This is a genomic window from Enterobacter cloacae complex sp. IR5412, assembly GCF_049237385.1.
GTDB classification, from domain to species: Bacteria; Pseudomonadota; Gammaproteobacteria; order Enterobacterales; family Enterobacteriaceae; genus Enterobacter; species Enterobacter intestinihominis.
Map to the genome: position 1 here is coordinate 95,731 of NZ_JBMKHQ010000005.1, position 12,256 is coordinate 107,986.

The window sequence follows — 12,256 nt, forward strand, 5'->3', positions numbered from 1 at the left end:
TAGGGACTCCTCGGATTTTTAGGATAATGGAAGGCGCTGTCCGGCTTAAGGACGCGCCTTCATATTTGCGAGGCTTATAGTTATTTTTTAGGTACTAACGTTATGCGCGATGGGTTCAGGCTTCAGCCGGAAGCAGCAGCCGGTTCGCCGAGCCGCAAACGGTGATTTTGCTTCTGACCACCTCTTTCATGGCATCCATGCCGACGCGCATGTAGAAGCGCGGATCGTTGCCCTGTGGGTTCTCGGCAAACCAGGCTTTGACTGCGTCAGAGAAGGCGATTTTCAGCTCTGTTGCGACGTTAACTTTGCAGACGCCCAGCTCAATGGTGCGGCGCACATCCTCATCCGGAACATCGCTCGCACCGTGCAGTACCAGCGGCACTGTCACTACCTCGCGGATCTCGGCCAGCCGCTGGAAGTCGATTTTTGGGCGTTTGGTATAGAGGCCGTGCGCGGTTCCGATGGCAACGGCGAGGCTGTCCACGCCTGTCAGTTCGACAAAGCGTTTTGCTTCCTGCGGGTCGGTCAGGAACGCGCTTTCGGCGTCGACGCTCATGTCATCTTCCACTCCACCCAGTCGGCCCAGTTCGGCCTCGACGCTACAGTCGTTGAGGTGACAGAAATCGACGACCGATTTCACCAGCTTGACGTTTTGTTCGAAGGGGTAATGGCTACCGTCGATCATTGCGCTACGTACGCCGGCATGGACTTTGCGGCGAATGTCATCCAGCGATTCGTGGTGATCGAGGTGTAGCGCCAGCGGCATGTCATAAGTAAGGGAATATGCGCTGCACAAGGCGTAGATCTCTTCCAGCGCAATATGTTTAAACGTCCCCGGCGTACCCGCGAGGATCACCGGGGATCGCATTTCGCTACAGACTTCGAGGATCGCCTGGATCGTCTCGGCGTTATGAATGTTAAAGGCCGGAACGGCATAGCCCTTTGCCTGTGCGTCCTGCAAAAGATATTTGGTGGAAATAATACTCATGAGCCTGTCCTCTTAAGCCTGCCACGGATGAATAACGACGCCCTGGACCACACGGTTAACCGTACCGCTGGCGGATGGCGTATCTGGCGTATTGCCAACGTGCAGAGACTGGGTCAGTGCGAAGACCTGGGCGTACATCAGGAAGCAGAACGCCTGCTCCATATCGTTAAATGAACGAGAAGGCGGCAGCAGGATATGCGGGCCAGCTTCAATGACCGGATCCGTTTCGGCTGCAATGGCTACTACCCGCATAGCCTGACGATCGCGACGTAGCTCGGCGAGCAGATCCAGATCGTACTGACGCGTGTACGGATGGCTGGAGACAAACACGACGACCAGCGTTTCGTTGTCCACCAGCGACTTAGGCCCGTGACGGAAACCCGTTGGCGAATCGTAGAATGCCGCCAGCTTGCCGGCGGTCAGCTCCAGCACTTTCAGCGCAGACTCCCGTGCGGCGCCCTGTAATCCACCGCTGCCCAGATAAACAATGCGTTTCCACGGTTCGTTACCAAAGACGCCGGGGCTGAAATCGCCAAGCGAAGTGAGGATCGCCTGACAGCGATCGGACACGTTCCGGAACGTTTTGCTGTTGATCGTTTCCGGTGCGAATACCGCCAGGCAGCTCGCCATCATGGTGGTGATGCTGCTTGTCATCGCGAACCCGCGATCGTGCGTTTCGGCTGGCATGAGCAGAGCGCAGGCGTTATCGCTGTCGACGGCATTCTGGTACAGGCTGCCCGCTTCATTACAGGTGATCGACAGGTGGTAGCACTCCGGTACGAACTGATTCGCCAGCTCAACGGCGGCGACGCTCTCCGGGCTATTGCCAGAACGGGCGAAAGAGACCAGAAGCAGCGGGTGCGCAGGGCTGAAATAATCCATCGGGTTGGTGACCAGATCGGTCGTAGGTATCGCGGTGATGTTTTTCCCCGTGTGGCTGGCAAGCCATGGCGCAATGATGTCGCCGATAAAAGCGGACGTGCCCGCGCCGGTCAGAACGATCCGCAGATCGGGCTTGCGCAACAGTGGCGTCAGAAAACTGTCGATCGAGGTGCGCAGGTTATCAATATTGTTGAGCGAGCGAAGCCAGCTGGCTGGCTGCTGGCGGATCTCTTTTTCGGTCCAGGTGCCGGTGGTGGCGGTAGTGGTTTGTGGCATAACTCAGTCCTTAGTCGTGTGAATTCCACATCAGACGCTGGCAAACGTGTCGCTATCTTTCGTTTCGTTTCACTTGTTCACTTTAGCAGTTAAATAAAATCTATAGAAAAGAAATCGAAAGTTCAATGGCGTAAAAGAAATAAAACGAAAAGTGTGATCGCGAAAGGAAAGGAGAAAGTCAAGGAAAGGAAAAGAAAGGCCTTACGATCGTCTTCCGTAAGGCCAACAGGGCACACTGTGAAAGGGCTACAGGGAAAGAGCCTGACCCTGGATCCAAATCTGCCGGAGGTGTAAACCCGCATCCAGCGCAATAATATTGGCGCGTTTGCCAGGCGCTAACGATCCCAGCAAGTGATCCATACCGAGCAGACGGGCGGGATGCAGTGAAGCCATATGGATAGCTTGCTCTGGGGCGACCCCCGTATGCTCCACCATATTTCGCACGGCGGCATCCAGCGCGAGCGTGCTGCCCGCCAGCCCGCCTGAGGCCGTGCGGACAACGCCGCCCTGCATCTCGACACTTTCACCACACAACGTATAGCCCCCATCAGGCATACCCGCCGCCTGCATGGCATCGGTAATCAGCACCGTACGATCCTTCGCGCAGCAACAACACAGCCGCATGGCTCCTGGATGAACGTGATGCCCGTCGGCAATAAGCTCCAGCCACGCGCGTGGGTCCGTAAGGCCAGCGCCAACCATGCCGGGCTCCCGGTGGTGTAACCCCGTCATGCCGTTGTAGCAGTGCACCAGCCCGGCTGCGCCTGCATCAAATGCGGCCAGGGTTTGCGCGTATGTAGCGGCGCTGTGGCCCAGCATGACGCGTATCGCTTTTTGCTTGAGGTGATGGATCGCCTTCAGGGCTTCCGCTTTTTCCGGAGCAAGCGCCACTACCCGCAGCGTGTTCTGCGAAACCGCAATCAGATCATCAAGTTCCGCGAGATCCAGTTCGCGAAACAGTCCTTGCGGATGTGCCCCTTTGTTCTGCGGCGTAAAGTACGGGCCTTCCAGATAGCTGCCCAGGACCTGCGCACCGGGGCCACCGACATGACAGCGTCGGGCAATGCGCCGTAACGCGCTATGGATCGCCTCCAGCGGAGCGGTGACGGTGGTAGGCAGAAACGCCCCCACGCCTTCACGCGCTTTATGCATGGCTAACCGGTCCAGCACGTCGGGGGCATCATCCATCACATCCACACCCGCGCCGCCGTGGACGTGGATATCAATGTATGCCGGGCAAAGCAGGTCTGCCTCGCGGGTGTTAACCCCTGCCGGAATCGGCTCGATGGCGGTGATGACGCCTCTATCCATGCGCAACTGATGGTCATCCAGCCAGCCCTGCCCGGTAAGCAGACGACGCGCGCGCAGCAGCTGGCTCATATCCCTTCCTCGGCGGGCGCTTCCTCGCGACAGCGTGCAAGCTCATCCACCAGGCTGGTCAGGCCGCGATGGCCGCACTCCAGCGCCTGCAAACGAAATGCTTCACTGCTTAACCCGTCGCGCTCCAGAACCATCTCCAGCAAAAGCTGGAGATTGGTGCCGGTGATCACTTCGCTGCCGGGGTGTTGCATCGCGAGGGTAGAGGCCACACGAAACGGCGTACCGCCGAGAAGATCGGTGAGAAACACGATATCGTGCTCTGCGTCCAAATCATTCACTGCCTGCTCAAGCTGCGCGGTCAGCCGCGCAGTGGTGGAGCTTTCCGGAAAATCGATGGCGATAAACTGCGGCTGTTCGCCGAGGATTTGCTTCATCGCCTGTTCCAGCCCGCTGGCAAAACCGCCATGACCCGTCAAAATAATGCCTAACATCGCAACCTCTTTGCTTTTACAGGAAGTGACAGAATTTACCGACAACGCCCAGCACCACGGTGATACCAATCAGGCGCAGCGGGCTCCAGCCACGGCGTACCAGCCAGAACATGGTCAGGGTGTAGACCAGCGGCAGAAAGGCGGGCATCAGTTTGTCGATCACGTCGGTTTGCAGTTTGACGACCGCATCCCCGGCTTTAATCTCGAGTGTGGTATTCAGGCGCACATAGGTTGCCACCAGCGCACCAATCACCGTCATCCCGACAATGGACGCAGCATGACCAACCTTTTTGGTGTTGGCCTTGATCAGCGGGATCGCGGCGACCCCCATCCGGTAGGCATAGTGCGCCAGACCAAAACGCAGGCCGAGATGCACCACGTTAAACAGCACGATAAAGACCACGGCGCCAAGAATGGATCCCTGTAGCGCCAGGCTGGCGCCAATCCCCCCGCAAATAGGCAGCAGGGTTAGCCAGAACATGGCGTCACCAATGCCACCGAGCGGTGCACCGACGGCAATTTTAGTGCTCTGGATGCTGTTCACATCCTGCTTGGAACGCTCCATTGCCAGAATAATGCCGATGACGAAGGTCACCAGGAACGGGTGGGTGTTAAAGAAGCCCATATGGCCTTTCATGGCGCGCGCCAGGTCCCGCTTATTGGTGTGGATCTTTTTCAGCGCGGGCAGTAGCCCATACAGCCAGCCGGAGGCCTGCATTCGCTCGTAGTTGAACGAGGCCTGTAGCAGCATGGAACGCCAGGCGACACGGTTAATATCCTTTTTCGTTAGCTCAGCGCCAATACTCTGGTCTTCGTAGACGTTTTCATTCACGCCGGTCAGCAGCGTCTCTTCACTTTCAGACACGCCCGGCAGGGTGGTTGGATTAGATGCCATCTTCAAATTCCTCTTTCTGGGCCGCAGGCGCCGTCGGTTCAGGCGATTTGCGCAGCAGGTCGATCAGCGCCATCGCCAGCGCAGCCGCGGCAATCGCCAGCACCGGCAGTTTCAGCCAGGCCGCGGCGACAAAGCCGATAATGAAGTAAGGGATGTAGACGTTTTTCATCATGATCTTCAGCAGCACGGCGAAGCCGATCGCTGGCATGATACCGCCCGCGACGCCCAGACCGTCGATCAGACGTTCCGGCAGGACATCAATCGCGGTTTTCGCATGTTCAGCCCCGAAGTAGATGGGCAGAAACGCACACAGGAAGTAGAAGACGCCGAGCGCCAGCAGTGCCAGATAGTTGACCCGTTCAATACCACGGGTGTCTGCGTTAGCCGCCATGCGATCGCAGCGGGACATCACGCCGGACATCACCGAGAAGAGGAAAGTGATCCCCATCTGAACCGCCACGGCAAACGGCACGGCGACCCCAACCGCGACATCCGGCTTCACGCCTGTGGTAATGGCAAATGTGGTGCCAACGATGGTGCCGATAATCACGTTTGGCGGCTGCGCGCCCGCCAGCGGCGCGAGACCCATCCAGACCAGTTCTAACGTACCGCCGGTCAGAATTCCGGTGTGCAGATCGCCCAGAATCAGGCCAACCAGTGGCCCGAGCACCACCGGACGGTGCATGTGTGTTAAGCCGTTAAACATATCCAGGCCCGCGATAAAGGCGAGAAGCCCCAGCGCGAAAGCCTGCAACAGACTGATTTCCATTGTGAATCCCTCAGAGCAGTTTAAAGAGATCCAAAGCAGTCTCTGTTGGAACGCCCTGAACGAAGCATTCCACTCCGGCCGCCTTCAGGCCGTTAAACGCGGCGATATCGTTCGCGTCTACAGATACCGTTTTGGCAATTTGCTGTTTGCCACTGGCGTAATGCATATTTCCGACGTTGATACGGGTGATAGGCACGCCGCCCTCGACCAGCGTTAAAAAATCAGCCGGTGTTTTACAGACCAGTAGAATTTTCTGCCGATCGGCGGCGCGATGAATGTTGTCGATCACTTTTTGCAGGGACCAGAAACGCACGGCGATGCCTTCCGCAAGCACCATCTCCATCAGGTTTTGCTGAACCGGATCGTCTGCAACCTCGTCATTTGCCACCAGCACCAGGTTCGCCCCCGCAAACCCCACCCACTGTACGCCCACCTGACCGTGGATCAGGCGTTCATCAATGCGGCATAAGACAATGTTTGGCATAGCGTTTTCCTCTTTTTAATTATGCGTGTTGAGTCGTTACGCCTTCGCAGGCGGCATGGTACTGCTGGAGTATGTCCTGAATGTGGTCGAGAATGAGCTCCCGTGGTGTGAACCTGAGAGCACCCTCGCGAACTTTGCTGTACTGCAACGGCAGATACTGGCTGATCAGCGGCAGCGGGATCGGTTCATCCGCCAGGTTGCGTACCAGTCGCTCAAAAGCCTCGTCAATCTGGCTGTCTGGCCAGTAATAGCGCACGCGGTCGGAATAGCTGTAACCGCGGGCCAGGCGACGGGCATTGCCGTCGCCGTGATAGTGGCTTTGCCAGTATTCCGGGCGATCGAGCATCACGTTTTCCAGGACGTGACGCAGTCCTGAGCAGGCTTTTGCCGGTAAAAGCTCTTCTTCAATTGCAGCCAGGGAGAACAGCGCTTCGCGCAGCGCGAAGGTTAGCGCAGGGCCGACTTTCAGAATGGCGAAGTGATCTTTCACCAACTGGCGCAGCGCCTGCGGCGTCTGGTAATCGGTAGAGTGTGCTTCAAATACGAGCGTGTCGTAGGCTTCAACCATCTTGCTCAGTGCGACGGCTTTATGCGGTTGATAGTCACAAACGTGCGCATGGTCGAACTCAACGCCAGGCTGAACCACCAGGCCAATAATGCGCGGCCAGATGTCGCTTAACCCTTCCTTCTCGAATGCGTGGCGGTGTGCCTCAAGCGTGGCACGTGCCGCCTCTGGTGTGGTGACCTCAAGCTCGGTCAGCGTTTCGTGTGCCCCACCGGGAACCGGAACTTCCGTGCCGATAACGTAGACCAGATCCGCTACGCCAAATTGCTCGAGACAGGTGGTTTCGGCAATTTTAGCCAGCCGAGCGGCACGCCCGGCAACGATTGCATCGGTTAAAGGAACCGGATCGTCTTCGCAGGACATGCTGCAATCGAGGTGAATTTTTTTAAATCCGGCCGCCACGTAGCTTCTGATCAGATCGTCGGCGTTCGCCATCGCCTGCAAAGCTGGCAGGTTTTGCCAGCGGTTAGGACCTAAATGATCGCCGCCAAGGATCAGCTGTGAGGTGGGGAAACCGAGGGATCCTGCCAGCTTGCAGACAAACCCATAAAAATCGGCGGGCGTCATACCGGTATAGCCGCCAAACTGATCCACCTGGTTTGAGGTGGCTTCAATTAGCAGAGGCGTCTGTTGTGAATGGGCGTAACGAATTGCAGCTTCAAGTACCAATGGATGTGCGGAACAGACGGCGTAAATCCCGTTTGTATTCCCCCGTTTATGTTGTTCCACCATTTCTGTCAGATGTTTCACTTTCCTCTCCATTTCGGATGGTGTTGGTATTCATCTTTCGTTTTGTTTCATTTGATACTGCATTATGGTGGGGTAAAAATAAAACGAAAGATAATAGTTTTCCGATCTGTTTCACAAAAGAAACATAATGAAAGGTTTCAGCGGCGGTTAAGCTTGCGTCTGCTCACCATACAGGGCTTGCATTCCCTCAAAAGAAAGGCGTTAATAAGCAAAACGAAATGAAACGAAAGTTTATTTACTAAGGAGCTCGTATGAGCAGCACCGATTCATCCGCAGAGAAGCGCATCACCGGCACCAGTGAAAGGCGAGAGCAGATCATTCAGCGGTTGCGGGCGCAGGGAAGCGTGCAGGTTAACGATCTTTCTCTTTTATACGGCGTGTCGACGGTGACGATCCGTAACGATCTGGCCTTTCTGGAAAAGCAGGGGATTGCCGTTCGCGCTTACGGCGGCGCGCTGATTTGTGAAGGTAATGCCCCCGGCGTGGAGCCGTCCGTTGAGGACAAAAGTTCCCTTAATACGGCTGTGAAGCGCAGCATCGCGCAGGCGGCGGCTGAACTGGTGAAGCCGGGTCACCGCATTATTCTGGACTCCGGCACCACGACCTTTGAAATTGCTCGCATGCTGCGCCAGCACACCGATGTTATTGCCATGACCAACGGGATGAACGTGGCAAACGCGCTGCTGGAAGCGGAGGGCGTAGAGCTGCTGATGACCGGCGGGCACTTGCGCCGTCAGTCGCAGTCCTTCTATGGTGACCAGGCGGAGCAGTCCTTACAGAATTACCATTTTGACCTGCTGTTCCTGGGCGTCGATGCCATCGATCTCGATCGGGGGGTGAGTACGCACAACGAGGATGAAGCCCGTCTGAACCGGAAAATGTGCGAGGTGGCGGAGCGTATTATCGTTGTCACTGATTCCAGCAAGTTTAACCGTTCAAGCCTGCATAAAATCATTGATACTCAGCGGATCGACATGATTATCGTTGATGAAGATATTCCGGCGGAAAGCCTGGAAGGGTTACGCAAAAGCGGGATCGATGTGGTGCTGGTCTAAAGAGGCTTTTCCCCTCACCCTAACCCTCTCCCCATAGGGGAGAGGGGACTGCTCGGTGCGGTTTTTTTACCCTCTCCCCGGTGGGGAGAGGGCAGGGTGAGGGGCCATCACGTCACCGGTGCCGGGTTAAACACCGCCAGCGAGTTATGCAATCCCCATTGATCGGAGAAGGTTTTCTTCCGTCCGCTTGCCACATCCAGAATGAAGTGGAACAGCTTCCAGCCCACCTCTTCAATACTCTCTTCCCCGGTGGCGATGGTGCCCGCGTTGATATCCATTAAGTCATACCAGCGGTTTGCCAGCTCGGTGCGGGTCGCCATTTTGATCACCGGTACCGCCATCAGGCCGTACGGCGTGCCGCGTCCGGTGGTAAAGACCTGTACCGTAATGCCGGATGCTACCTGCTGGGTGCCGCACACGAAATCACTGGCAGGCGTTGCCGCGTAGATCAGACCGCGTTTGGTTGGTCGCTGGCCAGGTGAGAGCACTTCCACAATCGCGCTCTGGCCGGATTTGGCAATCGACCCGAGGGCCTTTTCCACCACGTTTGCCAGGCCGCCTTTCTTGTTACCCGGAGACGGGTTGGCGCTGCGGTCGGTTTTGCCCATGTCGAGATAGTTATCGTACCAGGCCATCTCCTCCAGCAGGCGTTTGCCCACCTCTTCGTTAACGGCGCGCGGCGTGAGCAGGTGGATAGCATCACGCACCTCGGTGACTTCAGAGAACATCACCGTGGCGCCGCAGCGCACGAACAGATCGGAGGCATAACCTACCGCCGGGTTAGCGGTGACGCCGGAAAACGCATCGCTGCCGCCACACTGTGTCCCAACCACCAGTTCAGAGGCCGGGCAGGTTTCACGCTGACGTTTGTTCAGCTTCTCCAGATGGCGCTCTGCCACCTGTAAAATGTCGTCGACCATCGATCTGAAGCCGACATGGTGTTCATCCTGAAGACGCACAATACTGGCCTCGTCAACCGGAATGGCTTTCACATCCTCAGTACCCTGCAACAGGCGTTCTGGCTGCAATTTTTCACAGCCGAGGCCAATCACCATCACCTCGCCGCCAAAGTTCGGGTTAAGGGCGATATTGTGGATCGTGCGGATCGGCACGACCGCTGCGGGCGCGTTGATCGCCACGCCGCAGCCGTACAGGTGGTTAAGACCCACCACGCCGTCAACGTTGGGGTATTTCGGCAGCAGATCGCGCTCAATAATTTTCACCACGTAATCCACGACACCCGCCACGCAATGCACGCTGGTGGTGATGCCAAGCAGGTTTTTGGTTCCCACGCTGCCATCCGCGTTGCGGTAACCTTCGAAGGTATAACCCTCCAGCGGAGGTAACGGCTCAGGGACGCGGGTAGCCAGCGGCAACGTCTCCAGCGGCGGGGCGGTGGGCAGCTCAACCAGCGACTCCTCAATCCAGCTACCCTGCGGGATAGCGCGCACCGCATAGCCGATGACTTCGCCGTAGCGCACGATTTCGCCCTGCGCCGGGATATCGACCAGTGCGACTTTATGCCCCTGCGGAATGTGCTCAATCAGCTCCAGCCCGTCCGGGAACCGGGTACCCGCTTTTAAGCCATTGTCGTTGACAATAATCGCCACGTTATCGGTATCGTGCACTTTTATATAGAACGCCGTCGGCGACGCCTGTCGAATTTCAATATCGGCCATTGTTCACTCATCTCCAGCAAAATATCTGATACTAAATATAGCCAGATGGTTAATCGTTTCTTATTGAGGAAATAAAGAATGTCAGGAGAGGAAAAGTGAGAATGTGATCGCGATCGCTCCCGACACACTAATCGTTGATTCTGTGCATCAGCGCCCACTGCATTGGGCAAATGCTCAAAATAGCGTGCTAACCCCGTTGGATAATTGAGCATTGAGACAATGTGCTGCCGGGTGGTGACGATTATACTGAATGACGATTTTATAACGCCAAAATTCAGTCAGTAAATAAATATAACGCTGACGCTGAGTCGGAATAAATAAGAAAAGCTACTGGCTAAAACTGCGGAATTAAAAAAGGTATACGTAATGAGTAACGACATCTTCCCGAATAAATTTAAAGCGGCCCTTGCGGCGCATCAGATTCAGATTGGCTGCTGGTCTGCGCTGGCCAACCCCATCAGCACCGAAGTGCTGGGCCTGGCCGGATTCGACTGGCTGGTGCTGGACGGCGAACATGCGCCAAACGATATCAACACGTTTATTCCGCAGCTGATGGCGCTGAAAGGCAGCCACAGCGCGCCGGTGGTGCGTGTACCTACCAACGAGCCGGTGATCATCAAGCGTCTGCTGGATATCGGCTTCTACAACTTCCTGATCCCGTTTGTTGAAACGGAAGAAGAAGCGGTGCTGGCCGTAGCTGCCACCCGCTATCCGCCGGAAGGGATCCGCGGCGTGTCTGTCTCTCACCGCGCCAACATGTTTGGCACCGTGCCGGACTATTTCGCCCAGTCCAACAAGAACATCACCATTCTGGTTCAGATCGAGAGCCAGCAGGGGGTCGATAACGTCGACGCCATTGCCGCGACCGTAGGTGTCGACGGTATTTTCGTCGGCCCGAGCGATCTGGCGGCCGCCTTTGGTCATCTGGGCAACGCCAGCCACCCGGACGTGCAGCGGGCAATCCAGCACATTTTTGCCCGTGCCAAAGCGCACGGTAAACCGTGCGGCATTCTGGCGCCGGTGGAAGCTGATGCCCGCCGCTACCTGGAGTGGGGCGCAACGTTTGTCGCCGTCGGCAGCGACCTCGGCGTATTCCGCGCCGCCACGCAGAAATTAGCAGACGCTTTTAAAAAATAACCATCATTGAGGAAACAGATTATGACGCTGAAAGTGGGTTTTATTGGCCTGGGTATCATGGGCAAACCAATGAGCAAAAACCTCATCAAAGCAGGTTACTCACTGGTGGTTTTAGATCGTAATTCAGACGCGGTGGCAGAAGTGATTGCGGCTGGCGCAGAAACGGCGACAACTGCAAAAGCGATCGCCGAGCAGTGCGATGTCATTATCACCATGCTGCCAAACTCCCCGCACGTGAAAGAGGTGGCGCTGGGTGAGAACGGCATTATCGACGGCGCGAAGCCGGGTCTGGTGGTGATCGACATGAGTTCTATCGCGCCGCTGGCGAGCCGCGAAATCAGTGAGGCGCTGAAAGCGAAAGGCGTGGAGATGCTGGATGCGCCGGTCAGCGGCGGCGAACCGAAAGCCATCGACGGTACTCTGTCGGTAATGGTGGGGGGCGATAAAGCCGTGTTCGACAAATACTACGACCTGATGAAAGCCATGGCTGGCTCCGTGGTGCATACCGGTGAAATTGGCGCAGGCAACGTCACCAAGCTGGCAAACCAGGTGATTGTGGCGTTGAACATCGCGGCCATGTCCGAAGCACTGACGCTGGCCACCAAAGCGGGCGTTAATCCGGATCTGGTCTATCAGGCCATTCGCGGTGGTCTGGCGGGCAGCACCGTGCTGGATGCCAAGGCACCGATGGTGATGGATCGTAACTTCAAGCCGGGCTTCCGCATCGATCTGCACATTAAAGATCTGGCGAATGCGCTGGATACCTCCCACGGCGTGGGCGCGCAGTTGCCGCTGACTGCCGCCGTCATGGAGATGATGCAGGCGCTGCGTGCGGACGGTCTGGGCACCGCCGATCACAGCGCGTTAGCGTGCTATTACGAAAAGCTGGCGAAGGTTGAAATTGCTCGCTAATGACGTCCCGCCCGGTGGCGTTACGCTTACCGGGCCTACGGCTCAGGCATACA

At 56.7% G+C, this 12,256-nt stretch carries 12 protein-coding genes; 3 read left to right on the forward strand and 9 right to left on the reverse strand.

Features of this window, described 5'->3' with window-relative positions; translation table 11 throughout:
* Positions 1–115: 115 nt before the first annotated feature.
* The 8 genes from kbaY to kbaZ form a co-directional block, all read right to left on the reverse strand.
* A complete protein-coding gene (gene kbaY / locus ACOTX2_RS11020) occupies positions 116–988 on the reverse strand; it encodes a tagatose-bisphosphate aldolase subunit KbaY (protein ID WP_003861740.1) in 873 nt (290 codons plus the stop codon).
* A gap of 12 nt (positions 989–1,000) precedes the next feature.
* Positions 1,001–2,146: an SIS domain-containing protein gene (locus tag ACOTX2_RS11025; protein ID WP_063147852.1), complete on the reverse strand. Its 1,146-nt coding sequence runs from the start codon at positions 2,144–2,146 to the stop codon at positions 1,001–1,003.
* A 246-nt stretch (positions 2,147–2,392) separates the two neighbouring features.
* Entirely contained in the window at positions 2,393–3,526 is a 1,134-nt protein-coding gene (gene nagA / locus ACOTX2_RS11030) for an N-acetylglucosamine-6-phosphate deacetylase (RefSeq protein WP_063147853.1), read from the reverse strand.
* On the reverse strand, positions 3,523–3,957 hold the full coding sequence (agaF, locus tag ACOTX2_RS11035; RefSeq protein WP_032626392.1) for a PTS galactosamine/N-acetylgalactosamine transporter subunit IIA: 435 nt from the start codon (positions 3,955–3,957) through the stop codon (positions 3,523–3,525). Before agaF ends, nagA begins: the two co-directional genes overlap by 4 nt.
* A 16-nt stretch (positions 3,958–3,973) precedes the next feature.
* Positions 3,974–4,852 carry a PTS N-acetylgalactosamine transporter subunit IID gene (gene agaE, locus ACOTX2_RS11040; RefSeq protein WP_022649494.1) on the reverse strand — a complete coding sequence of 293 codons (879 nt, stop codon included), beginning with the start codon at positions 4,850–4,852 and terminating at the stop codon, positions 3,974–3,976.
* Positions 4,842–5,621, reverse strand: a complete 780-nt coding sequence (gene agaW / locus ACOTX2_RS11045; protein WP_003861730.1) for a PTS N-acetylgalactosamine transporter subunit IIC — start codon at positions 5,619–5,621, stop codon at positions 4,842–4,844. The genes agaE and agaW overlap by 11 nt, the downstream gene beginning before the upstream one ends.
* 10 nt (positions 5,622–5,631) lie before the next feature.
* Positions 5,632–6,105, reverse strand: coding sequence for a PTS N-acetylgalactosamine transporter subunit IIB (agaV, locus tag ACOTX2_RS11050; protein WP_003861728.1), 474 nt, complete (start codon positions 6,103–6,105; stop codon positions 5,632–5,634).
* 19 nt (positions 6,106–6,124) lie between these two features.
* Entirely contained in the window at positions 6,125–7,432 is a 1,308-nt protein-coding gene (gene kbaZ, locus ACOTX2_RS11055; RefSeq protein WP_063147854.1) for a tagatose-bisphosphate aldolase subunit KbaZ, read from the reverse strand.
* 239 nt (positions 7,433–7,671) lie between these two features.
* Here kbaZ and ACOTX2_RS11060 point away from each other — a divergent pair, with 239 nt between their 5' ends.
* Positions 7,672–8,475 carry a DeoR family transcriptional regulator gene (locus tag ACOTX2_RS11060; protein ID WP_063147855.1) on the forward strand — a complete coding sequence of 268 codons (804 nt, stop codon included), beginning with the start codon at positions 7,672–7,674 and terminating at the stop codon, positions 8,473–8,475.
* Between the two features lie 107 nt (positions 8,476–8,582).
* Here ACOTX2_RS11060 and garD read toward each other — a convergent pair whose 3' ends face one another.
* A complete protein-coding gene (gene garD, locus ACOTX2_RS11065) occupies positions 8,583–10,154 on the reverse strand; it encodes a galactarate dehydratase (protein ID WP_023307046.1) in 1,572 nt (523 codons plus the stop codon).
* Positions 10,155–10,520: 366 nt separating this feature from the next.
* On the opposite strand from garD, the gene garL reads away from it, so the two are divergent.
* Both garL and garR read left to right on the forward strand, forming a co-directional pair.
* A complete protein-coding gene (garL, locus tag ACOTX2_RS11070; RefSeq protein WP_032676532.1) occupies positions 10,521–11,291 on the forward strand; it encodes a 2-dehydro-3-deoxyglucarate aldolase in 771 nt (256 codons plus the stop codon).
* A gap of 21 nt (positions 11,292–11,312) precedes the next feature.
* Positions 11,313–12,203 (forward strand): 2-hydroxy-3-oxopropionate reductase, encoded by an 891-nt coding sequence (garR, locus tag ACOTX2_RS11075; protein WP_022649490.1) that lies wholly within the window; start codon positions 11,313–11,315, stop codon positions 12,201–12,203.
* Positions 12,204–12,256 lie beyond the last annotated feature (53 nt).